The organism is Micromonospora sp. DT44 (assembly GCF_049841635.1).
Classification (GTDB): domain Bacteria; phylum Actinomycetota; class Actinomycetes; order Mycobacteriales; family Micromonosporaceae; genus Micromonospora.
Genome location: NZ_JBNCKS010000061.1, coordinates 1 through 22,708 on the forward strand (window position 1 = coordinate 1; position 22,708 = coordinate 22,708).

22 protein-coding genes are annotated in these 22,708 nt (G+C 72.4%); 11 read left to right on the top strand and 11 right to left on the bottom strand.

The genetic code is table 11. From position 1 onward, the window contains the following. Nucleotides 1–86: 86 nt before the first annotated feature. Genes ACLQ25_RS27325 through ACLQ25_RS27355 form a run of 7 tightly spaced genes read right to left on the bottom strand, consistent with a single transcriptional unit; the run spans nucleotide 87 to nucleotide 8,464 of the window. Nucleotides 87–686, bottom strand: a complete 600-nt coding sequence (locus ACLQ25_RS27325; protein ID WP_425733641.1) for a hypothetical protein — start codon at nucleotides 684–686, stop codon at nucleotides 87–89. 13 nt (nucleotides 687–699) lie between these two features. Beyond that, nucleotides 700–1,875, bottom strand: a complete 1,176-nt coding sequence (locus ACLQ25_RS27330; RefSeq protein ID WP_425733642.1) for a M23 family metallopeptidase — start codon at nucleotides 1,873–1,875, stop codon at nucleotides 700–702. Further along, complete coding sequence (locus tag ACLQ25_RS27335; RefSeq protein WP_425733643.1) at nucleotides 1,872–2,429, bottom strand: hypothetical protein; 558 nt, start codon at nucleotides 2,427–2,429, stop codon at nucleotides 1,872–1,874. The genes ACLQ25_RS27330 and ACLQ25_RS27335 overlap by 4 nt, the downstream gene beginning before the upstream one ends. Continuing rightward, nucleotides 2,426–4,378, bottom strand: coding sequence for an MFS transporter (locus ACLQ25_RS27340; protein WP_425733644.1), 1,953 nt, complete (start codon nucleotides 4,376–4,378; stop codon nucleotides 2,426–2,428). The genes ACLQ25_RS27335 and ACLQ25_RS27340 overlap by 4 nt, the downstream gene beginning before the upstream one ends. 1 nt (nucleotide 4,379) lies before the next feature. Further along, entirely contained in the window at nucleotides 4,380–7,727 is a 3,348-nt protein-coding gene (locus ACLQ25_RS27345; RefSeq protein ID WP_425733645.1) for an ATP-binding protein, read from the bottom strand. A 46-nt stretch (nucleotides 7,728–7,773) separates the two neighbouring features. Continuing rightward, nucleotides 7,774–8,136 (bottom strand): hypothetical protein, encoded by a 363-nt coding sequence (locus ACLQ25_RS27350; RefSeq protein ID WP_204942430.1) that lies wholly within the window; start codon nucleotides 8,134–8,136, stop codon nucleotides 7,774–7,776. Nucleotides 8,137–8,149: 13 nt separating this feature from the next. Beyond that, complete coding sequence (locus tag ACLQ25_RS27355; protein WP_007466099.1) at nucleotides 8,150–8,464, bottom strand: hypothetical protein; 315 nt, start codon at nucleotides 8,462–8,464, stop codon at nucleotides 8,150–8,152. A 344-nt stretch (nucleotides 8,465–8,808) separates the two neighbouring features. Here ACLQ25_RS27355 and folP point away from each other — a divergent pair, with 344 nt between their 5' ends. From folP to ACLQ25_RS27390, 7 genes are all read left to right on the top strand, one after another. Beyond that, nucleotides 8,809–9,672, top strand: coding sequence for a dihydropteroate synthase (gene folP / locus ACLQ25_RS27360; protein WP_425733646.1), 864 nt, complete (start codon nucleotides 8,809–8,811; stop codon nucleotides 9,670–9,672). 11 nt (nucleotides 9,673–9,683) lie between these two features. Further along, nucleotides 9,684–10,049, top strand: coding sequence for a dihydroneopterin aldolase (gene folB / locus ACLQ25_RS27365; protein ID WP_425733647.1), 366 nt, complete (start codon nucleotides 9,684–9,686; stop codon nucleotides 10,047–10,049). Continuing rightward, the gene (gene folK / locus ACLQ25_RS27370) at nucleotides 10,046–10,573 is read left to right on the top strand and encodes a 2-amino-4-hydroxy-6-hydroxymethyldihydropteridine diphosphokinase (protein ID WP_425733648.1); all 528 of its coding nucleotides are present in this window, start codon (nucleotides 10,046–10,048) and stop codon (nucleotides 10,571–10,573) included. Before folB ends, folK begins: the two co-directional genes overlap by 4 nt. Nucleotides 10,574–10,637: 64 nt before the next feature. Then, a complete protein-coding gene (locus ACLQ25_RS27375) occupies nucleotides 10,638–11,123 on the top strand; it encodes a DUF3180 domain-containing protein (protein WP_425733668.1) in 486 nt (161 codons plus the stop codon). Between the two features lie 118 nt (nucleotides 11,124–11,241). After that, entirely contained in the window at nucleotides 11,242–12,456 is a 1,215-nt protein-coding gene (locus ACLQ25_RS27380) for an ABC transporter permease (protein WP_425733649.1), read from the top strand. 52 nt (nucleotides 12,457–12,508) lie between these two features. After that, nucleotides 12,509–12,817: a hypothetical protein gene (locus ACLQ25_RS27385; RefSeq protein ID WP_355052488.1), complete on the top strand. Its 309-nt coding sequence runs from the start codon at nucleotides 12,509–12,511 to the stop codon at nucleotides 12,815–12,817. A gap of 56 nt (nucleotides 12,818–12,873) precedes the next feature. Then, nucleotides 12,874–13,374 (top strand): hypothetical protein, encoded by a 501-nt coding sequence (locus ACLQ25_RS27390; protein WP_425733650.1) that lies wholly within the window; start codon nucleotides 12,874–12,876, stop codon nucleotides 13,372–13,374. Between the two features lie 127 nt (nucleotides 13,375–13,501). Here ACLQ25_RS27390 and ACLQ25_RS27395 read toward each other — a convergent pair whose 3' ends face one another. Further along, nucleotides 13,502–14,497 (bottom strand): ABC transporter ATP-binding protein, encoded by a 996-nt coding sequence (locus tag ACLQ25_RS27395; RefSeq protein WP_425733651.1) that lies wholly within the window; start codon nucleotides 14,495–14,497, stop codon nucleotides 13,502–13,504. Nucleotides 14,498–14,499: 2 nt separating this feature from the next. Here ACLQ25_RS27395 and ACLQ25_RS27400 point away from each other — a divergent pair, with 2 nt between their 5' ends. The 4 genes from ACLQ25_RS27400 to ACLQ25_RS27415 all read left to right on the top strand — a co-directional run bounded on the left by ACLQ25_RS27400 (nucleotide 14,500) and on the right by ACLQ25_RS27415 (nucleotide 19,064). After that, a complete protein-coding gene (locus ACLQ25_RS27400) occupies nucleotides 14,500–15,186 on the top strand; it encodes an ABC transporter permease (RefSeq protein WP_425733652.1) in 687 nt (228 codons plus the stop codon). Further along, nucleotides 15,183–15,920 (top strand): ABC transporter permease, encoded by a 738-nt coding sequence (locus tag ACLQ25_RS27405; RefSeq protein WP_355052484.1) that lies wholly within the window; start codon nucleotides 15,183–15,185, stop codon nucleotides 15,918–15,920. Before ACLQ25_RS27400 ends, ACLQ25_RS27405 begins: the two co-directional genes overlap by 4 nt. Before the next feature lie 222 nt (nucleotides 15,921–16,142). Then, nucleotides 16,143–17,147, top strand: coding sequence for a glycine betaine ABC transporter substrate-binding protein (locus ACLQ25_RS27410; RefSeq protein ID WP_425733653.1), 1,005 nt, complete (start codon nucleotides 16,143–16,145; stop codon nucleotides 17,145–17,147). A 108-nt stretch (nucleotides 17,148–17,255) separates the two neighbouring features. Further along, a complete protein-coding gene (locus ACLQ25_RS27415; protein ID WP_425733654.1) occupies nucleotides 17,256–19,064 on the top strand; it encodes a hypothetical protein in 1,809 nt (602 codons plus the stop codon). 6 nt (nucleotides 19,065–19,070) lie between these two features. Here ACLQ25_RS27415 and ACLQ25_RS27420 read toward each other — a convergent pair whose 3' ends face one another. The 3 genes from ACLQ25_RS27420 to ACLQ25_RS27430 all read right to left on the bottom strand — a co-directional run bounded on the left by ACLQ25_RS27420 (nucleotide 19,071) and on the right by ACLQ25_RS27430 (nucleotide 22,625). After that, entirely contained in the window at nucleotides 19,071–20,258 is a 1,188-nt protein-coding gene (locus tag ACLQ25_RS27420; RefSeq protein WP_425733655.1) for an NADH-quinone oxidoreductase subunit D, read from the bottom strand. Beyond that, complete coding sequence (locus ACLQ25_RS27425; protein WP_425733669.1) at nucleotides 20,255–21,613, bottom strand: SAM-dependent methyltransferase; 1,359 nt, start codon at nucleotides 21,611–21,613, stop codon at nucleotides 20,255–20,257. Before ACLQ25_RS27425 ends, ACLQ25_RS27420 begins: the two co-directional genes overlap by 4 nt. 100 nt (nucleotides 21,614–21,713) lie before the next feature. Next, nucleotides 21,714–22,625, bottom strand: coding sequence for an SDR family oxidoreductase (locus ACLQ25_RS27430; RefSeq protein WP_425733656.1), 912 nt, complete (start codon nucleotides 22,623–22,625; stop codon nucleotides 21,714–21,716). Nucleotides 22,626–22,708 lie beyond the last annotated feature (83 nt).

The window sequence follows — 22,708 nt, forward strand, 5'->3', positions numbered from 1 at the left end:
TCTATACCGGAGCTCCGCTGCCTCGTCTCCACGACACGCTTGACGGCCTACCGAAACGCCTAACTGAACGGCGTTGCGGCTAGATGTCACTCAATCCACAGCAGATGGACGGGTACCTCCAGCGTGGTGGGTGACTGGCCGCGCCAGGCCCAGCGGTACCACTCCACCTCGGGCGTGATCCGCACGCAGATGTCGCCCTCGGCTCCCGAGTAGGTCTCGGTCACCGCTCGCATGTCCCGGTGTTCGCGTCCGTCCTCGACGTGTACCACTCGGCGGCCGGTGACCGCGTCCGCCTCGAACACGGGGGTGGGAGCGCGGTGGGAGGGGCCGTCGAGCGAGACCAACCGGATGCCGGTGTCCCGTACGCCCTCGGTTGCGGGCCGTTCACCGACCGTCTCCACCCACACCCGCTCAACCGGCACCAGCGGCGCGAACACCTCGACCTGGTCGGCCTCGGCCCGGTACCACTCGTGTTCGGGGATGACCGGCACGTAGGTGCGGGCGCCCTGCACGACCCGGTCGTCCGCGCGCAGGTCTCCACGCCAGCCCAGCCCGGGCAGACCCACGAGCACCCGCTGCCCGCGCAGCTCCACGCGCCCGGTGGCGGGCACGATGGTCAGGGGGCGTGGTGGCCGGGGCGCCCAGTCGGGTTGGTCGGCGAGCGGGTCCGGCAGCGGTCCGGTCATGCCAGTGACGGCCTCACTCCGCGGCGCGCAGCGGAGCGCCCCGCTGGCGCATGAAGGGGATCGGGTCGGTCGCGCCCCGGCTGGACCGGTCGCTACGCAGGTGCACCTCGAAGTGCAGGTGCGGTCCGGATGAATTGCCGCTGCTGCCGACCTGTCCGATGACCTCGCCGGCGGGGACGATCTGGTCCGGCGAGACGCGGGGCTGGACCACCATGTGGCAGTAACGGGTGATGAACCCACCGGCGTGCAGGATGTCGACGAACCAACCACAGCCACCCTTGCCCGGATAACCGTCCACATCGCAACTGCGGCGTCCCTTGTTGTCCGGGTCGCAGCGGGCAACAAGCACTCGGCCGGCGGCCGCGGCACGGATCTCGGTGCCCTTCGCCGCTCCGATGTCGACACCGTTGTGGCTGGGTCGATCGGCGGTCCGGAAGCCGGACCCGACGTCGCCGGAGATCGGCGCCGTCCAGCCGGAAGCGGCGATCTCGCCGCGCTCGGCCGCGTCGCACACCGCCTTGCCGTTGAGCTGCACGGTGCGGGCCGCACCGCCGGCGAGTGCGTCCACGATCTTGCTGGCCAGCTCCTCGTGCTTGGCATACGCGTCCGGATAGGCGCTGACCTGGACCTGCTGCGCCACGACGGTCAGCGGTCGGCGCTGCCACCTGCGCACCTTGACGAGTTTCTCGTAGAACTTCCGGGCGGTGTAGGCGGGTGTCATCCGCTCGGCGATCGAGCCCCAACCCGGACGCTGCTGAAAGAGGCCCAACGAGTCGTGGTCGGCACCGACGCCCTCGTGTGGCAGGGACAGCGACTCGGGCACATCCTTGTTGGCCAGGTTGCGCAGGGCGGACTCCTGCATCGCCGTGGCGAGGGCGATCACCCAACCACGCGAGGGAACCCCCATGTCCTGACCGACCTTGATGATGATCGCCGCGTTGCGGACCTGCGCGTCGCCGTACTCGCTGAACCGGGGTAGCTCGCCGGTGATGTCGACGGGACGCACCGGCCCGCAGCCCCAGCCGGCCAGGGCGTCCCCGTTCTCCGCGTCGCCCCCGAGACCACTGAGGAAGAATGCCGCCGTCCCCCCGGTGCAGCAGAGCAGGAGCAGTACGCCGGTGAGCACCGAGGCGATCACGCCGGCCCGGATCGGCCGACGAAGAGCGCGGCCTGCTCGGCCGGCGGTCACTGTCGCTCCCAGTCGACCACGTCGACCAGCCAACTCTTGTCCGCCATCACCAGCTCCAACCGGAGACGGCCGGTGTTGAGCGGTAGCAGCACCTCGACGAAGGTCTCGGTGCGCGACCGCACCGTCGGCGGGCCGGTCACCTCCTCGGCCGGCACCCCGCCGGGCTCGGCGCCGGCCAGCTTCTCGGTGAGCGCCGGCGTCGACATCGGCCGCAGCCCGGCCTGCCACTGGTCGGCTGTCATGCCGGGCCGGCCGATCCAGGCCGAGGCGAACCGGTCCGCGATCTGCTCGGGCGAACGGGCACCGGGTGGAGTGACCGGCGATGGGGGTGCCTCGGTGGCGATCAGACCATCGTCACCAGCTGTCGGGTCGACCGTGGTGATCGGCCGGTTCGGCCGGTTGCTCAACCCGTCCGTCGGGTCGTTCGGACCGGACACCAGGCGTGCCGCTCCGATCACCCCGAGGATGAGGACCGCGATCAGCGCGGCCAACCCCAGCCGGGATCGCAGTGCCCGGGTGAAGAGGAACTCCAGGGCCCGTCGCATCGCCGTCACCGAGCCTCGGAACGCACCCGCGGCCCGGTGCGATCCGGCGCACGTTCGGTGGAGCCCGGCCGATAGACCACGAACGACGGGTTCTCCGCCGGAACGTCCGGTTCGGTCCATGTCGCCGGTTGGCGGCGACGAGGCTGCGGCGGCACGGGACGGTCTCGACCGCCGGTCTCCCCGATCGGTGCATCGTCGGCGCGTTCGTGACCATCCGGTCGAACGTCGTCGGTGCGTCGGCTCCCTGCCGGGGTGGGCGTCGGCGTCGGGGCCGTGTCCTCCCGGCGGGCCTCCGGGCGCAGCCGGGTCTGCTCGGCGTCCGGTGACCGGCGGCGCCCGCCCACCGGTTCCGCCGTGCCCCCGGGCTCCACGACGTCGAGTCGCGCCGCGACCCGCATGTCACGGAAGAAGCGGCGGTGCCAGGAGCCGGCCGAACTGACCGCCTCGCTGCTGTCCTTACCGCCAAGCTGGGTGATCCGCCGGTACGGCCGTAGCAATAGCCAGCCGACCACTCCGCATAACCACACCAGGACCACCTGGAGCCATCCGGGGAGGGTGGGCGTACTCATGATCAGATCGACCGCGAACAGGTAGATCGCGGCCCCGGTGCCGAAGATGGCGATGTTGAAGATCGCGGCGACGACGGCGTTCGCCAGCCGTCGCAGGCCGGCGCTGGCCGGTCGGAGCAGCCCCACGGTGCCCAGGATGGGCGCCGCGATCACCGCCCACCTGAAGATGAGGAACCCCAGCAGGACCAGAAGCGACGCCGTCAGGTCGAACATGGCGAACAGCACCGAGGCCAGCACCGCGATGAACCCCGCCCCGACCCGGTCCATGTCCCGGACGCCCTGGAGGTACTCGTACGCCTCCGGGTCCTCGGCCTGGATCTGCTGGGCTACCCGCGCCCACTGCTGCTGCTTCGCCTTGATCGTCGCCTCCCGGGTGGCCGGGTTGGCGCGCATTGACTGGGCTTCGCCCCATGTCAGGGATCGCGCGTCGTACAGCGCCGGCCCGTACTTGCGAGCCGTCTCGCTGTCGGCCGACCCGAGGACGCCCCGGACCCAGTTTCGGTAGAGCATGGTCTCGGTAGCGGTGTCGCTCGCGCGAACGGCCGGCGTGCGCAGGTCTTTGCAGCGGTCCGGATCAATGCATCGCCCGGGGTCGGGCTCCTTCGCTTGCGGGCCTACCGCGTCGTGGACCACACCGAGGCTGGTGATTAGCGTGCCATCCGCGATGTTCGCCGACTTCACCGGCCAGGCGGCCAGCGCGGTGACCGCGACCATCACGAGGAGAGCCCAACCTGCGGTGGTCATCGCGTTGCTCATGTCCGACTGGCGGGAGCGCCAGAGTAGGTAGAGGCCCACCACGCACAGCGTGACGATCCCGAAGACGCTGAACACCTTCTCGTAGACGGACTTAGTCGCCTTCTCTACCAGCGGGTCCGCCCAGCCCCACATGGACCGGGGATCCCAGGCGCGCTCGCGCAACGCGTTCGATGCGCCGATGACAGCCGTGGCGACCATGAACTCCCCGTTGGCGATCGTCGTCGTGAACTTGTAATCCGGATGCAGGACGCTCGACGCGCAGCCGCCGTCAATGTCGTAAGTGTTGTAGCTGTAACCCGCGTATCCATAGAGGCTGTAGCGACCGGCTATGCCGTTCGCCGCCTCAGCCGGTGGTGCTGCGGCGAACCAGCCGGCCAGGCCGGAGTCGGGTGTGCCCGGGGTTGGCGCGTTGCGGCACTTGACCTCGTCCTCGCTGACCGCCTGGAGCTTCCCCACACAGGCCCGGAAGTCGGCCTGCCACTCGGCGGTGGTGCAGAGTTCGGCTCGGGCCTGGGTGACGGGTGGGGCGGCTGCGGCCGCTGCCGCGCCGAGGAACGGCCAACTGAGGGTGGCCCCTGCCAGGACACCGAGCGCGAGCAGGAACGATGCGATCCGAACCCGGGCCCCAGCCATGTCACGCCTCCAGATCGGGCAGGGAGATGCTCGGTAGGACTCCGGCCGCCGCGGCGATCGCGGCGGGCGTCGTGTCGAGGTGGTCCAGCAGGCCGTCGACGTACGAGACGTCGATCCGGACCTTCTGCACCCGGCCGTCGACGTCGCGCATCACGAACTCCCGGAAGCCGAGGCGGGAGGCCGAGTTGCTGTCGGCGGCGGAGAGCGAGGCCAGGGTGGCCTCGTACCCGTCGTTGACCGGTACCCGCAGCAGGCGGAGCGCCTCGGAGGCGATCTCGGCGTCTTCGGCGATCCGGCCGACGAAGACGGTGGAGACGAGGTTCTGCACGTCGAGGCCGAGGATGTCGCGGGGGTTCTGCGAGGCGACCAGCGCGGCGAGGTTCCACTTCCGGGAGTCGCGGGCGAGCCGGACCAGGAACGAACGCCCGGACCGCCAGCCTTCCATGAAGTGCGCCTCGTCGAGGCCGACCAGCTTGCGGGACGACATCGACCCGCCGTAGCAGCGGCGGACGGCGAGCCGGTGCGCGGTGTGCAGCATCGGCAGGGCGAGGGCCTCCTCGGCCGACCAGTACTCACGTTCAATCTTGAGGTCGGGCAGCCGGAGCCCGGCCATGGTGATCACGGTGAGCGCCGCGTCCGCGCCCAGCAGCCCTTCCGGTGGCCGGCCGAAGAACAGCATGGCGAGCGGCATCTCGGCGGTGTCCAGCAGGAGGTTCGCCAACTCCTTGCCGGCGTCGTCGTCGAGCCGCCCGAGGCAGCTCACCACGTCGTCCAACGTGGACGTCTCCTCGGCGGGTACCTGCCGGACGGCGTGCCGGAACAGAGTGGCGGTCGACGCCTCCCGGGCCACCTGCGGCGGCACGAGCATCATGCAGATGTCCTGGACCAGCATGCGGCGTTCGGCCCGCGCGTTGGAGACGGCGATCTCGAACTCACGGTCGCCGGAGGCCCCGCTGGCGAACTCGCTGCGCAGGGGCGTGGGGATGAGCGAGTAGGGCGCCAGGGTGCCGTGCTCGGAGCCGGTCAGGTTCAACACCCGGGAGTACGGGCGCAGCTCGGGCATGGCGCAGAGCCGGGCCAGCGGCCCGGACGGGTCGAGGAGGGTCACCTGCACACCCCGTCGGGCGGCGAGGTAGCCCAGCGCGCCGAGCAGGGTCGACTTGCCACCACCCGGCTCGGCCACGAACACCGCGAGCCCGGAGCGTTCGCGTACCTCCATGGGGAAGTGCAGGTCGAGGAAGACGGGGCGACGGCAGGTGCCGGCCGTACGTCCGATCAGGTCGCCTCGACGGTCGCCGACGGTGGAGGCGGCCTGGGGGAGCGCGGCGGCGAGCAGCGGGACGGGCATCCGGCGGACGTAGCCGGTGTTGGCGATCGGTTCGCCGGGGATGAACTCGCGGGCCAGCCAGTCCTGGTTCTTCGGGTGCTGCAGCGAGATGCGCAGCTCGCGGGAGTAGAGCTGGATGAGCCGGCGGGCCCGCTCCAGGCACTCCTCCCTGGTCCGGCCGCCTACGGCGATGCGGTGCCAGCCGTGTGCGCGCGCCGAGTCGACGGGCAGGCCGGTGGTCATCTCGTCGCCGATCACCAGCGCCCGCTTGGCGAGGCGTTCCAGCTCCGGGGGAGCGTCGATGCCGTGCTCGGCGTAGTCGAGCTGCTGGGAGCGGATCATGCGGAGCCGGTGCTCGAGGTTACGGAACGAGTCACCGGAGCCGAGGATGTCGACCCGGGTGGAGATCTCCATCGGCCAGGGCAGTCGTTCGTGGAAGTGCAGCCACGGCTCGTGCCGTTCCGGGATCTCCAGCGGTTCCATCCGGCCGACGGCGAGCACGGCCACGTGCCGCTCCTCGCCGGTCATCCGGTTGACCAGCTTGACCGTCGAGCCGTACGGGGTGCGGTAGCGCTCGACCTGTTCGGTCAGGGCGAGCAGGTCACCGCGTTCCCACTGCCCGTCGGTCACCGGCGAGAGCCGACCCGGGGGTGACATGCACAGCGCGACCGAGCGGTAGAGCAGCCATTCCAGCTCCTGTGCGGTGACCCGTCGGCCGCGCATGCCGAACGCGCCGAGCACCTCGTCGAACTGCTCCACGGTGCGACCCAGCTTGCGACGTTCGCCGTCGGCGGTGCCACGGCCGAAGGTGCGGAGCAACCGTTCGGTCATGGAGTCGCCGAGGGAGCGACGGGCGAAGGTGACGCCCAGGTAGGTCTGCCCCTCGGCGTGGTTGACCGCCATCAGGTGCCGCTGGACGGCGACCAGGTGGTCGGCCCAGCCGGTCGTGCCGGGCACGTCGGGCAGCGGCGCGGCCGTTTGGGTGTCGATGGTGCGTGCCCACTCGTCGGCCGGGAACGGCCGGGTGGTCCGGCGCAGGTGCAGCCGGAAACCGGCGAGGCCCGCGTACTGCTCGGAGATCGCCGACAGCAGCGCCTCGCGTTCGCCGTCGGGACGGAAGGCCCAGCGCACCTCGGGCAGCCAGTACCAGGCGGTCACCGTGTTGGGCGTGAAGGTCAGGTGGCCGGCGATCTCGGTGATGGCCAGCTCGACTGACGGGTCCCGGTCACCGAACTTGATTTTCGGGGCGCGGACCCGGACCGGCTTGATCGGCCGGTCCTGACGGTTCGCGGTCCGCTGGCGGGGCGTGGTGACCTCTTTGCCGGCGCCGGTGGGTCGCTCCGTCCGGGTGGGCCGGTGCGGCCCCCGTTCCAGGGCCGGCCGGTCGACCGGCGCGGTCGGCTGTTCTGCCGGGGCGCTCGGACGCTGCACCGGCGCCGCCGTCGGCCCGGCGGACGTGGTGCTGGACGTCCGGCTTGCCGGGCCGGTGGACGCCGGCGCGGGCGCGGCTGCCGCGGTCTGCTCGACCTCGGCCGTGGGCTGCGGCATCGGCCGTCGGTCGCCCGCCTGGTGTGGCAACCGGGGCTCGACGGTCGGACGGGTGTCGACCCGATGGCCACTGTTGGAGGGGTCGTCCGGTGTCCACGGTGGCTCCAGCTCGGGAGCCGGCCGGGGTGGTGTCGGCGCTTGCTGCGGGATCGCCGGCTGGCGTCGGCTGGCGGGAGCCGCGGTCACGGCCCGGGGGCCGGCGGCCCGCGCGCCACCGAACAGGTCCAGGAAGGGCGAGTCGATGTCGGCGTTGTCGCCGGCCGACACCGTGCTCGGCTCGGCGGGAGGCGTCCGACGGGTGACCGGCCGGGGCGCCTGGAACACGCCGACCGCGCCGTGACCGGGCGAGGTCACCAGTGCGGGATCGAGTGCGACGTCATCCTCGGTCTCGGGGTAGTCGAACGAATGCGCACGGTGACTGGCCGGCACGGCCGGGCGGCCGGCCGGGGAGCCCGGCGTGGAAGAGCGACTCATGCGACCGCCTCACCCGCGTGAAACAGACCGATCGACGTACCCCCGGTCATGCCAGCTCCTCCCGGATCCTGATCCGGCTGCCGACCAGGCGCGGGTCGCGCTGCTCGATCGCCGGCTCCCGGGTGCGTCGCCAGTCGGTCAGTGCGGTGCGGATGACCACCCGCGCCGGCCGATCTGGATCAACGTGCCGGAAGATGAACGACGTGGTCACGATGGCGAGCGCGATTTCCCAGGCCGGGAAGAGGTCGACCGTCAACGTGAACAGCCAGTGGATGAACATGTAGAGGGGGACGAGCAGGATGAAGAGCCCGTACTGGGCGTAGGGCAGGTGGACCGGAAGGGTGTAGCCGGGCGGCCCGAGGTAGACCAGGCGAGCCCGGTAGATGTCGTCGTCGGTGCGCAGCCGCATCTGGTGACCGCGCCTATTCGAAGATCAGGTCGATCAGGTAATCGCCGACGAAGAAGAGTGTTGCCGCGCCGGCGATGAAGGCCAGCCCGACGATGGCGATTGCCGAGCTCGTCAGGACCTTGGAAATTTCGCCCCGACTGGCGCGACCGATGAAGATGACGCCCAGGACCGCGAGCAGGATCGGCGCGATCTTGCTGGCGAAGAAGGTGACTACACCGCTGGTGTCGATCCCCTTCGGTGCCGGCTCCGCGAGCGGAGCCGAGGCCAGGGTGGAGAGCGCGTGGGCGACGCCGGACGACGCCGTCTCCATGAGCTCGAAGGCGATCACTGGAACCTCCCCATATCGCGGCCGGCGGAGCCGCGGCGGTGCAGTAGGCAAGCCTGGCGGGAAATCTGCTCACAGGGCGCAGCGATTTCGACCTGTGTTCGTTACTCACCACGGAGGGTGGCGAGCTTTGGGTGGTTTTTCCCCGCTTCGGCCCTCCCTCCAGGCTTCGCCATCTCCATGCTGGCCAATTCCAAAGCGTACGGGCCGCCCCGGATTGCGACAAGCCGCGAAGGGACTGCCTGTTGCTGCCCGGACGACCGATCGTACACCTGTTCCAATGCGCACGTCAGGGTTGGTCGACCCGGGTCGCCGAGCGCCGTCGTCACGACCGGTACCGTCTAGTCGTGACCGATCTGGTACGGGCTCCGGGCCCGGTGGTGATGGGCGTCCTCAACGTCACGCCGGACTCCTTCTCCGACGGCGGACGGTACGCCGACCTCGACGCGGCCGTCGGACACGGCGTCCGTCTGCGCGAGGCCGGGGCGGACCTGGTCGACATCGGCGGCGAGTCGACCCGCCCGGGCGCCGACCGGGTCGACGCGGCGACCGAGGCCGACCGCGTACTGCCGGTCATCCGCGAGCTGAGCGCCGCCGGGGTGCCGGTCAGCATCGACACCAGCCGCGCGCGGGTGGCCGAGGCGGCGCTGGACGCCGGCGCCGTGGTGGTCAACGACGTCTCCGGCGGACTGGCCGACCCCGACATGGCCCGCGTCGTGCGGGACGCCGGCTGCCCCTGGGTCCTCATGCACTGGCGTGGCCACTCCCGGCAGATGCGTGACCTGGCCAGCTACACCGATGTGGTGACCGACGTACGCGTGGAGCTCGGGCAGCGCGTCGACGCGGCGCTGGCCGCCGGGGTGGCCGCCGACCGCATCGTCGTCGACCCCGGCCTCGGTTTCGCCAAGACGGCCGCCCACAACTGGGAACTCAGCGCGCGCCTGCCGGAGCTGCTGGACCTCGGATACCCGCTGCTCTTCGGCGCCAGCCGCAAGTCCTACCTCGGTCGCCTGCTCGCCGCCGACGACGGCACACCGCGGCCAACCGCCCAACGCGAGGCCGCCACCGTGGCCACGAGCGTGCTGGCCGTCGCGGCCGGCGCCTGGGGCGTACGCGTGCACGACGTGCGGGCCACCGTGGACGCGCTCGCCGTGTGGACCGCCACCGGCAGCCCGCGCCTCACGCCCGCCCGGCAGTGGGCCGGCCAGTGAGAGGGAGACCGATGGGTGACCGGATCCAGCTGACCGGCCTGCGGGCCCACGGCCGGCACGGGGTGTACGACTTCGAGCGGGAGCAGGGGCAGGTTTTCGTGGTCGACGCCGTCCTCGAACTGGACCTCGGCCCGGCCGCCGCCAGCGACGACGTCACCGCCACGGTCCACTACGGCGAGCTGGCCGAGCGGCTGGTGGCGGTGGTGACCGGGGAACCGGTCAACCTGATCGAGACCCTGGCCGACCGGCTGCTCGCGGTCTGTCTGGCCGACGAGAGGGTCGTCACCGCGACGGTCACCGTGCACAAGCCGGAGGCGCCGGTGCCGCACACGTTCACCGACGTGGCCGTCACGATGACCCGGACGCGTACCCGATGACCCGGGCCGTGCTGTCGCTCGGCAGCAACCTCGGCGATCGCCTGGACCACCTCCGGACGGCCGTCGCGACGCTGGGTGACGCCGTGCTGGTGGTCTCCGGGGTGTACGAGACTCCACCGTGGGGAGACGCCGACCAGCCCGCGTACCTCAATGCCGTGGTGCTCGCCCAGGACGGGAGCGCGACCCCGCGCGACTGGCTGGCGCGGGCCCACGACGCGGAGCGCGCGGCCGGACGGGTCCGTGACCCGGGGCGGCGGTTCGGGCCGCGCACCCTCGACGTGGACGTGATCGCGGTGTGGGGCGACGACGACGAGCCGCTGCTCAGCGAGGAGGAGGAGCTGACCCTGCCGCACCCCCGCGCACACCTGCGCGCGTTCGTGCTGCGGCCGTGGATCGACATCCAACCGTACGGGCGGTTGCCCGGCCACGGCTGGCTGACCGACCTGCTCACCTCCGGTCCGGCCGCCGACGACGCGCTGGAACTGCGTCCCCGGCCGGAACTGACGTTAGAGTCGACGGCATGACCCAGTGGAGCCGGCCGGCATGAGTCAGGCGAAGTCCCCAGCGCCGGGCCCCGACGGGTCGCGGATGGGCCCCACCCGGATCTCGACGCTGGTCGTGGCGGCCCTGGCCGCGGCGGCGGTGGCCTGGCTGCTGATCAGCGCGCTCTACTACAGCGGCATCCCCCGCCTGCCGTGGCTGCCGGTGGTGACGCTGGCCGCGCTCGCGGTGCTGGAGGCGTACGCGGCCGTCAACACCCGCGGCCGCATCGACCGGAAGCCCGGTCGGGATCCGGTCAATCCGCTGCTGGTCGCCCGGTTCGTGGTGCTGGCCAAGGCGTCGGCGCTGGCCGGCTCCATCTTCGCCGGTTTCTACGCCGGGCTCAGCGGGTGGCTATTCGTGGAGACCACCCGCGCCGCCACCGAGGATCGGCCGGCCGCCGGAGGCGGGTTGCTGGCGTCGCTGGCGCTGGTGGGCGCCGCGCTGTGGTTGGAACGTTCCTGCCGCGTCCCGGAGCGCCCGGACGACGAGCACGAGCAGGACCAGCGCGAGAGCCGCCCCGGCCAGCGCTGAGCAGGGGGTTACGTCCGGCTCCCGCCGCGGGTACGGTGCCTCCGATCGGAGAGCAACGGCCGCCCCGGTCCGTCCGTGTGCCGGGACGGAAGCGGCCGGCCACTGGGGAGGCGGTGCCATGGGGTACGAAGACACGGGCCGGGAGCGGTCGGTCGACCCCACGCCCGCGGTTCCCGCCGCCGTCCTGGAGAACGTCTTCGACGATCCCACCCACGGCGAGCCGGGCCGCGACCGCGTCGGCGTGCACGTGTTCTGGGAGTTCCTGCTGCTGGCCGGTCTGGCTGCCCTGGGCTGGCTGCTCTGGCGGGCCGACCCGGACGCGCTGCGCGGTGCCGACCTGCGCACGTTGCTGGTCGACGCGGTCGGCCTGGGGCTGCTCGCTCTCGCCGCCGGGCTGAGTCTGCGCACCGCCGCCCCCAACCTGGCCATCGGGCCGGTGGCGGTCGCCGCCGCGCTGCACTACGCGGAGCAGGGCGACCGGGGCCTGGCCACGTCCGTGGGGTCGGCCGTCGTGGTCGCAGCGGTGGGTGGTCTCGTGCTGGCGCTCGCCGTGGTGGCACTGCAGGTGCCCGCGTGGGCGGCGAGCCTGGCCGGCGCCGCCGGCGTGGTGGTGTACATCGAACGCCGGTCTGCGCCGGTGCTGGTGCAGGGGGACTACGACCCGAGGCGTACGGCCGGCTACCTCTTCGCCGGGTTCGCCGCCGTCGCGGTCCTCGGCGGTCTGTTCGGCGCGATCCGCGCGATCCGCCGGTTGGTGGGCCGGTACCGGCCGGTCGCCGATCCGGCCCGACGCCGGGGCGCGCTGGCCGCCGTGGTCACCGCGCTGGCGCTCGTCGGCTCCACCGTGCTGGCCGCGCTCGCCGGGGTCCTGCTCGCCGCCAACCCTCCCGGCGTCGTCACGCCCACCTCCGGGCTGGACTGGACCGTGCTCGCCATCGGTGTGTCCCTGCTCGGCGGCACCAGCGCGTACGGCCGGCGCGGTGGCGTGTTCGGCACGGTGCTGGCGGTCGGCCTGGTCACCGTCTTCGAGGCGTACGCGCCGGAGCGCGACTGGTCGGTGAGCCGCTGGGCGGTGGGCGGGGTGGCGCTCGGTGTCGGGCTGTTGGCGACCCGACTGGTCGAGTCGTTCGGGCGGCCCCGGCCGGGTGTGGTGGAGAAGCCCGAGCCCGTCGGCGACGGCACGATCAGCTCGGGTTGGAGCGTGCCCCGACCCCAGTCGGCCGACAACTGGCCGCCGACGCTGCCGACGCCGCCCGCGCCGGAACCGGCCGACCCGTGGCGGGATCCCCGCTGGGAGGACGGCCCGCGGCGCTGGGATGTCGGCGACCGGTGAGCCGTGTGGCGTCCGCCGAGCCGGCGGTGATCTCGACCGTTAGGCTCGCCGCATGACCGACACACCAGCCGCCGCCCCCGGCGGAACCTCGTTCGAGGAACTCGACGCGCTGTCCACGGAGGAGCTGCGGGAGCGGGCGTTCGCCCTGGCCCGGGAGCGCCGCGACGTGGGCTTCTACTGGTCGGTGCTGCGCCACCTGCCGAACGCGGACGAGGCCACGGTGCTGGACGGCGCGCCGAACTCGATCGGCCCGACCATCGACGAGGCGAACGCGTTGTGGCGGGAGTTGACCGGGCACGGCTACGAGGAGTCGGCGCCGTTGCTGCGGGCCGCCTTCATCGACTACCTGTTGAAGCACTGAGCCGCCCGACGCAGCCCAGGTCCGCCCGGTCGGCCGGCAGGGGCTCGGGGCGGATCATGGGATTCGTCCGTACCGGCCCGGTCAGCGGCTACGGGACGGCCGCCGGCACCGGCGCGCTCGCCGTCCTGCTGCTGGTCGGCATCTGTGGCAGCCCGGCGTACACCGGTTGGGCCGCCGCGACGTTGACCGACCCGGACTCGGCGGGCGGCTTCTACCTGCGCCTGCTCGCCTGGCCGGCCTGGCGACTGGACTCGGACGGGCAGGCCGGCGGCCTGTTCGCCGCCGACCTGCGGGCCGTCGCGCTGGTGCTCCTCGCGGTGGCACTGCTCTATCTGCTGCCCGCCGCGCAGGTGGCTCGGGTACCCGGGCCGGTCAGCCAGTTCTTCTCCGGCTGGGCCGCGTACGTGCTGGCCGGCGGGCTCGCCGCCGTGCTGGCGGCGCTCCTCGGCCCGGACCCGTCGCTGCTGAAGGCGCTGCAGGACGCGAGCAGCGGCGCCGGCTACGGATTCCTCACCGGCTGGATCGTCGGCACCGCGAGTCTCGGCGGCCGGGCCTAGCCGCCAGCCCAGCGGGACCGGGCGCAGCCGGCCAGCCCAGCAGGACCGGGCCCAGCCGGCCAGGCCAGCGGACCGGGCCCAGCCGGCCGGGCCGAGCGGACTAAGCCAGGGCCGCGTAGGCCGGGCGCTAGCGGCCCAGGCCGAGCAGGCTCTGGCGGCTGAGCGCGCCCACCGGGCGGCCGTCGTCGGTCACCAGGAGCCGGTCCTGTCCCGACGTCAGCAGTGCCGCCAGGGCGTCGTACGCCGTGCCGTCGAGCCCCACGGTGGGCAGGTCGGCGGGGGCATCGCCGGGCACGGGCTCCAGGGACTCCCGGTCGAGCGGGGTGACCGCCAACCGGCGGATGCCCCGGTCGGCGCCGACGAACTCACGGACGAACGCGGTGGCGGGGGCGCCGAGCAGCGCGGCCGGCGTGTCGTACTGCTCGAGATGCCCGCCCTCGGACAGCACCGCGATCCGGTCGCCGAGCCGGACGGCCTCGTCGAGGTCGTGGGTGACCAGGACGATCGTCTTGCGGACCTCGGCCTGGAGGCGGAGGAACTCCTCCTGGAGGCGGGCCCGGACGATCGGGTCCACGGCCGAGAACGGCTCGTCCATCAGCAGCACCACCGGGTCGGCGGCGAGCGCCCGGGCCACGCCGACCCGCTGCCGCTGACCGCCCGACAGCTCGTGCGGATAGCGGCGGCCGAACTGGCTCGGGTCCAGTCCCACCAGGTCGAGCAGCTCGTCGACCCGGGCGCGGGTCCGCTGGCGGGACCAGCCGAGCAGGCCCGGGACGGTGGCCACGTTGGCCCGGACCGTCTGGTGGGGGAAGAGGCCGACGTTCTGGATCACGTAGCCGATCCGGCGGCGTAGCCGCACCGGGTCGGCGTCCGTGACGTCCTCGTCACCGAGCATGATCCGACCGGCCGTCGGCTCGATCAAGCGGTTGATCATGCGGAGCACGGTCGACTTGCCGCAGCCGGACGGGCCGATCAGCACCACCAACTCGCCGGCCCTGACGTCCAGGCTCAGCTCCCGGACGGCCTCGGTGCCGTTCGGATAGCGCTTCTGGATGCCCTGCAGGGAGATCGACGCCGCGCGAGGGGATTCGGCTGCGCCGGGGACCTCCGGGGTAACGTCCACGTATGTCCTTCCGCCTGAGCTACCGGGCCGACCCGGGTAACCCCTGGTTCTCCTGGCAGTACGTGCGGGACAACTCTGACACGATCCTCGCCGCCGTGCGCGAACACGCCTCCCTCACCGGGCGCGCGGTGCTGATCGCGGTGCTCATCGCCCTGCCGTTGTCCGTGCTCGCGTACTGGTTCCGCCCGTTGGCCGGCCCGATCCTCGGCGTCACCGGAGTGATCTACACCATTCCGTCGCTGGCGTTGTTCGCCTTCATCGCGCCGTACCTGGGGACCGGCGCCACCACCGTACTGGTCGGGTTGGTCCTGTACGCGCTGCTGCTGATCGTCCGCAACGTGGTGGCGGGGCTCAACCAGGTGCCGCCGGAGGTCGGCGAGGCCGCCGAGGGTATGGGCTACGGCCGGTGGCGGCGGTTGTTCCGGATCGACCTTCCGCTGGCCATTCCCGGGATCCTCACCGGGCTGCGGCTGGCCACCGTGTCGACCGTCGCGCTGGTCACGGTCGGGGTGCTGGTGGGGCACGGCGGCCTCGGGCAACTGATCTTCGCGGGCTTCCAGAACAACCTCTACAAGGCCGAGATCATGACCGGGACGGTGCTCTGCGTGGCGCTGGCGGTGCTGCTGGACCTGCTGCTGGTGCTCGTGGGCCGGCTGGTCACTCCCTGGTCCGCCCGGGGCGTCCGGTGAGCGCCGCCGCGAACCCCCTGCAGCAGGGGGTGCTCTGGCTCAACGACCCGCTGAACTGGACCAACCCCGGCGGCATTCTGGACCGCCTCGGCGAGCACCTGACGATCTCCGCCCTGGCGGTGGCCCTCGGCTGTCTGGTGGCCTGGCCGGTCGGGCTCTGGCTCGGGCACGCCGGTCGGGGCGGCGGCCTGGTGGTGCTCGTGTCCAACGCCACCCTCGCCATCCCCACCCTGGCGCTGCTGACCATCCTGCCGCTGACGTTCCTCGGCTTCGGACGTACGCCGGTGGTGGTGGCGCTCGCCGTCTTCGCCGTACCGCCGCTGTTGGCCAACGCCTACACCGGCGTGCGCCAGGTGGACCCGGAGGCGCGCGACGCGGCCCGGGGGATGGGCCTGTCCGGCGGGCAGTTGCTACGGCGGGTGGAGCTGCCGTTGGCGGTGCCGTACCTGGCCGCCGGCTTCCGGACCGCGGCCGTGCAGGTCATCGCCACGGCGGCGCTGGCCTCGTTCGTCAACGGCGGCGGGCTCGGCGAGATCATCCGCACCGGGTTCGGTCTGAGCATCGCCGTCGGCGGTGGGCAGATCGTGGCCGGCGGTGTGCTGGTGGCCGGGCTGGCGTTGCTGGCCGAGCTGCTGCTCGGGATCGTCGAACGCATGGTCACCCCGCGTCCACTGCGCCGGGGCCGGCAGCGCGCGGGCCGTCCGCGACCCGCCGACGCCACCGGCCGTGCCTGAGCGGTCACCCGGGCGTGCTCCGTCCGGGTGAGTGGACGCCGAAGCGGCGACCAGCGGCGGGCCGGTCGGTGACGATGCGGTGACGAAGCCCATCCCGAGTTGTCGGTCGGTCGCGGACCATGTTGGGTGGGAATTGCGGGCGGCCGACAACGAGGATCGCCCGTCGGACACGCGGCCGGCCCGGGACGGGTCGCGCCGGGACACGGAAGGCGGGCGGCACATATGCGCGCACGTACACGTCTCGCGATCGGCGCCGTCGGCGTCGTGGCCGGGGCAACACTTCTCACCGGGTGTGGCGACGCCGGCTCGTCCGGCACCGACGCTCCCCAGACCAGCGCCTCGGGCGCCGGATGCGCACCGGTCGCCGGCAAGCAGCTCATCGCGCTGACCGACGACAAGAAGCTCCAGAACGCCGACAACGTCATCCCGGCGATCAACAGCAAGGTGGCCAACCCGCAGCTGATCGCCGCGCTCGACAAGGTCTCCGCGACGCTCGACACGCCGAAGCTGGTCCAGCTCAACAAGGCGGTCGACGTCGACCGCAAGACCCCCAAGGTCGCGGCCGAGGAGTTCGCCAGCGCCAACAACCTCACCGCGGGCATCGCCAAGGGCCCGGGTGGCGAGATCGTGGTCGGCGCCGCCAACTTCAGCGAGAGCCAGATCCTGGGCGAGCTGTACCGCATCGCGCTCACCGGCGCCGGCTACCAGGTCAAGGTGCAGCAGATCGGCAACCGGGAGCTGTACGAGCCGGCGTTGGAGAAGGGCGAGGTCCAGGTCGTCCCGGAGTACGCGTCGACAATGGCCGAGTTCCTCAACACCAAGGCCAACGGCCAGAACCCCAAGCCGGTCTCCTCGCCCGACATCAACACCACGGTGACCGCTCTCAAGGCCGAGGGCGACAAGGTGGGCATCACCTTCGGTGCCCCGGCCGCCGCGCAGGACCAGAACGCCTTCGCGGTGACCCAGGAGTTCGCCGACAAGTACGGCGTACGGACCCTCTCCGAGCTGGCCGCGAAGTGCTCCGGCAGCGCCACCGTGCTGGGCGGCCCGCCGGAGTGCCAGCAGCGCCCGTTCTGCAAGCCGGGCCTGGAGAAGACCTACGGTCTGTCGGTGGGCTCGTTCTCCTCCCTGGACCAGGGTGGACCGCTGACCAAGAACGGTCTGCGTGAGGGCAAGATCAGTGTGGGTTTGGTCTTCTCCTCGGACAGTGCGTTCGCCACGAGCTGACGCTCTGCTACGGCGTGTGACGGACGCCCCCGCCCCCGAAAGGGCGGGGGCGTTCGTGCGTCCGGGAACCGTTCCCTCCGCTACGGATCGTCGGTAGGCTGCTCTTCTATGCCAGCCCCGGTCACCTCCGACGCCCGGCGTCAACCGCTCCTGCTGACGGTGCTCTTCTGGGGCGGCGTCGCGCTGGCGCCCGTCGCGGCGTTGATTCTCCTGGTGGCTGACGGTAACGGTCCGCTGCGTCTCGCGGCGGTGCTCGCCATCGTGGCGGTGGTGCTGATCGGTCTCTCCATCGCGCTGCGCCCCGACGGGGACGGCGCATCGGCGCGGGCCGACGAGCTGCTGGAGGAGATCGAGGAGTTGCGCCGGGAGTTGCGCGCCGAGATCGTGGCCGCCGCGCAGCGCGGTAACCAGGCGCTCGACCAGGCGCAGCGCGCCCAGGAGGGGATCGCCGCGGTCCGTCGCCGCCTCGACGCCACCGGTGCGGCCCTCGCTGGCGCCGCCCCGGCCACCGAGCCGGCGGCGGCCAGCCGGGCCCGCGTGCCGTCCGTCGAACCGGTGAACGACACTCCACCCGCCCGCAGCCGGGTACCGGTGCCCGGCGACATCCCGGCCGCCCGGGTGCGGGTGCCGGCTCCGGGCGAGGCCGCCGGTCGGGTTCCGGGACCGGCCACGGGCGAGGACGCCCCTCGGGCGCGGGTGCCGGCACCGGACGAGGCGGCCGGTCGCTGGGGACGCGACGACCGTGCCGACGCCGAACCGGCGTACCGCCACCGCGCCGCGGACGCTCCCGAGCCCACCGCCGGCAGCGTGTACGGTGCCGCTGGGCGCCCGCCGGAGCACGACCGGGCGCGGGAGTACAACCCGCCGCGCGAGTACGACCGCCCGCGTGAGCACGAGCGCCCGGAGTCGACGCACCGGCCGGTCGGCGTGGTCCGGCACACCGAGACCGTGCACGTCACGACCCGGCACACCGTTGTCGACGGCGGTCCCGCCGAGTCGGGTGGGCGCTACGGCGCTGGGTACGGTGGCCAGTGGACCCCGCCGGCCCAGGAATGGACCCGGGGCGGCGGCGCCCAGGGGCGTGCCCGTTCCTGGGACGACGCGCAGGAGCCCCGGTCCGCGTACGCCGACGACGACCGCGAGCGCCGCGCCGACGACCGGTCCTGGGGTACGCAGCAGGCCTCTCGGGGGGAGTCGGCCCCGCTGGGCCCCCGCGACGGTTCGGGTTGGGGTGGGCCCGAGCGTGGCGACGAGGAGCCCCGCAGGACGGGTCGCGGCGACGAGCCGGAGTGGACCGACCAGCGCGACGCGTACGCGCCGGCCGACGAGTCCGCGTGGGACGGTCGTTCGCAGCGCCGTAGCTGGTCGGAGCAGGCCGAGCCGGAGCGCGCCGGTGCCCCGCAGCCCGGTCCCGCCCTGCGTGCGGACGACACCGGCGAGTACTGGTCCCAGCTTCGGGCCGGCGACCGGTGGGCGGCTGTCCGCGACGACGACAACGGCCGTGAGCTGCACGTCGGGGAACGCCGGGCCGAGGTGCACGCCGACGCCACCGGCACCGAGTACCGAATGGCGGACCGTTGGGCGTCCGTCCGCCACGAGGACCCGCGCCGTCACGAGGACCCGCGCCGTCACGAGGACCCGCGCCGTCACGAGGACCCGCGCCGTCACGAGGACGCCCGCCACGAGGACGCCCGCTGGCAGGAGGATCCGCGCCGGCAGGACGAACGTCGGCCGGCGTTGCCGGTCGGTGGCGTGGCCGTACCGGACGAGTGGCGTCCGCCGCGTCAGCGCGGCCACGAGCCGGAACCCGCCCCCGAGCGGGGTGGCCGCCGCCGGGTCGAGGAACGGTACGGCTACCCGCCGAAGGACGACGCGCCCCGCGCCGGCGGTGCCCCGATCACCGACCGCTGGCGCTGATCCCGGTCACTTGTCGATGTCGCCGACCACGAAGAACATCGAGCCGAGGATGGCGATCAGGTCCGGTACGAGGCAGCCGGGCAGCAGGGTGGCCAACGCCTGCACGTTCGCGTACGACGCGGTGCGCAGCTTCAACCGCCACGGCGTCTTCTCACCCCGGGACACCAGGTAGTAGCCGTTGATGCCGAGCGGGTTCTCCGTCCAGGCGTACGTGTGGCCCTCCGGCGCCTTGAGCACCTTCGGCAGGCGGGTGTTGATCGGCCCGGTGAGCCGGTCCACCCGGTCCAGGCACTGCTCGGCGAGGTCCAGCGACGCGTACACCTGGTCGAGCAGGACCTCGAAGCGGGCGTGGCAGTCCCCGGCGGTCTTGGTGACCACCGGAACGTCCAGTTCGTCGTACGCCAGGTAGGGGTCGTCGCGGCGCAGGTCCAGGTCGAGGCCGGAGGCGCGGGCCACCGGCCCGGACGCGCCGAACGCGGCGGCGTCGGCGGCGGACAGCACGCCCACTCCGACGGTACGGGCCAGGAAGATCTCGTTGCGTCGGATCAGGTGGTCCAGGTCGGGCAGTCGCCGACGGACCTCGCCGATGGCCGCACGTGCCCGTCCCGTCCAGCCGTACGGCACCTCTTCCTTGAGGCCGCCCACCCGGTTGAACATGTAGTGGATCCGGCCCCCGGAGACCTCCTCCATCACCGCCTGGATGGTCTCCCGTTCCCGGAACGCGTAGAAGACCGGTGTGATCGCGCCGATCTCCAGCGGGTACGAGCCGAGGAACATCAGGTGGTTCAGCACCCGGTTCAGCTCCGCGAGAGCCATCCGCAGCCAGGTCGCCCGCTCGGGCACCTCCATGCCCATCAGGCGTTCCACGGCGAGCACCACGCCCAGCTCGTTGGAGAACGCCGACAGCCAGTCGTGCCGGTTGGCCAGCACGATGATCTGCCGGTAGTCGCGTACCTCGAAGAGCTTCTCCGCGCCCCGGTGCATGTAGCCGACGATCGGTTCGCAGGCGATCACCCGTTCGCCGTCGAGCACGAGCTTCAGTCGCAGCACGCCGTGCGTCGACGGGTGCTGCGGGCCGATGTTGAGCACCATGTCGGTGCCGAGCTGCTGATCGCCGGTGCCGGCGACCAGCCCGGCCCCGGTGCCGACGGTCAGTTCACGGAGGTCCCCGGCGTCGGTGCTCATGCCCGTCATCGTGCCACGGCCGGCGGTAGCCCGATGCCGACCGGTTGGCGCAGCCACCAGTGCCCGCCGAGCCCGGCCGGATCGGTCAGCTCGGCCACCGCCGACGCGGCGGCCAGCGCCCGCACGTAGCCGGCCGGGTCGGTGCCGGCCAGGCTGAGCGGCGGTCGACCGCCGTCGGCCCCGAGCGCCCGCAGCGCCTCGGTCTGCAAGCTCAGGGAGTACGCGCACCGGGCGACCGCTGCGCCGGCGGAGGCGACCGAGTCCATGGCCACGTGCGCGGTGACATCGCTCGACCCGTCCGGCACCGGAGGCACCTGCCGCCCACCCCGGTAACCCGTCAACGTCCCGTCCACCGGCCGCCCGTCCCGCAGGTGCCCATAGTCGACCGCCACCGCCAACCCTCGCTCGACCTTCTGGACCGCGTTGGCCCAGGCATCGTCCCTCGGCCTTCCTATCTCTGCGTGGTTGCCGTGGGGGTTCGGGTGGTCGCGGTGGGGGGTCTTCGGGCAGCCCGGCCGGCTCTGGGCGGTCAGGCTTGATCCCTGCGCCGGCCGGGCTGCCCGGAGACCCGACCCGCTTGCGCTCGTCGCATCCGGCGAGGTTCGACCACCGGTCACGGCACGGTCCGCACTGCGAGGGCCAGCGGGACCGGGCCACCAGGTGGTCAGCCAACCAAGGTCAGCATCGTCGACCAATTCCCCGACCGTCTCCACACCGGTCGAGGGTTCGACTAGCACATACCGCCAACCATCGGTGGTCTTCACCGCCACATCCAACGGCACGTTGTCCAGCCACTCGGTCGCCAGCAGCAGTCCGGTGATGCCGTCGGGGATCTCGGCAGTCCAGTGGATCTCCCTGGGCAGGTTCTCCGGCCGGTCGGCGTACTCGACTGCGGTGAAGCGGACTCGCTCCGCGAGCGACGGACGATCGGCGACCGCCGCGGTGGAGTCGGGCGACTGACGGACGGCGGCCGCAGGAGTCAGGGTTTCCGGGGAGCCCGCCCACGCAGGGCTCAAGCCTGACCGCCCGGAGTGGGCGGGCTCCCCGGAAACCCCGACAGTGAGTCCGGCGGAGTCGGCAGGCTCCCCGGAAACCCCGACCGCAACCCCGGCGGCGTCGGTGGACGCGACAAGGCGGCGCAGGGCGAGGAGCAGCTCCCCCCGCCCAGCCCCGACGTCGACCACGTCCAGCCGTGGTGGATGGCCGAGGGCTGCGTCGACCTGCGCGAGGAGGCGCAGCAGCGCGGAGGCGAAGGCGGGAGAGGCGTGCACGCTGGTCCGGAAGTGGCCGGCCGGTCCGGTGCCGGCCACGAAGAAGCCGTCCGGCCCGTAGAGGGCCTGGCTCATCGCGTCCCGCCACGGGATCGGCATCAGCGGGTGCGGAGTGCGGAGGGCATCACCGTGCCGACCCTACGGCCACCGGTCCGGTGCCGGCTTCCGATCCTCGTCGCGCGGCCTGGCGGGTTCAGGCCCGGAAGTAGTGCCCCTCGTCGAGGTCGGCGATCAGGCCGGGGTGGGTGGGGGTCCAGCCAAGCAGGTCGCGGGTGATGGTGGACGAGGTCGGGTTGTCCATCTGCGCGAATCGCTCAAGGAAGCCGAAGTACTCGCCCGCCTCGTCGGTGCCGATGCTCCGGACCGGGATGTCGAGGTTGCGGCCGATCGTCTCGGCGAGCTGCCGGAAGGAGACTCCTTCATCGGCGGTGCCGTGCAGGTGTACGCCGGCCGGCGCCTTCTCGAGGGCGAGTCGGTACAGCACGGCCGCGTCCAGCGTGTGGACGGCCGGCCACCGGTTGGCCCCGTCGCCGACGTACGCGGCGTACCCGTGCTGTCGGGCGCTCGCGATGATGGCGGCGATGAATCCGTACCGGTCGAGTGAGCTGTGCACCGTCGGCGCGAGTCGGACGACACTGGAGCGCACTCCACGGGAGGCGAGGCCGACCACGAAGTTCTCCGCGTCGATCCGGTAGCCGCCGCCCGGGAAGGTGTCCCGTTCGGTGCCGGGGCGACCGACGATGCCGCCCATGACCAGCATCGCGGTGCCACCCGTGCCGACCAAGGGCTTGCCGGAGTCGGCCAGGCCGTCGGCGAGTGCCGTGAGGGCGTCCAGGTCGACCGAGGCCGCGCCGGCGAGGTCGCCGTTGAGCATGAGGTCGTGGCGGAACGCCAGGTGGATCACTCCGTCGGAGGCGGCCGCCTCGTCGCGGAGCAGGTCGAGGTCGGACAGGTCGCCCCGGCGGGCCTCGCCACCGAGCTTCTCGATGGCGGCGGCGGAGGTGTCCGAGCGGGCCAGGCCGACGACGTCGTGCCCGGCGGAGAGCAGTTCCGGCACAACCGCCGAGCCGAGGTGACCGGAGGCGCCGGTGACGAATACGCGCATGGTGTGCCCTTCGTGAATGCCGATGTCACATTGCGACATCACGGTACCGCGCCTGATGTCATCGTGCGACATCAGCAAGCGCA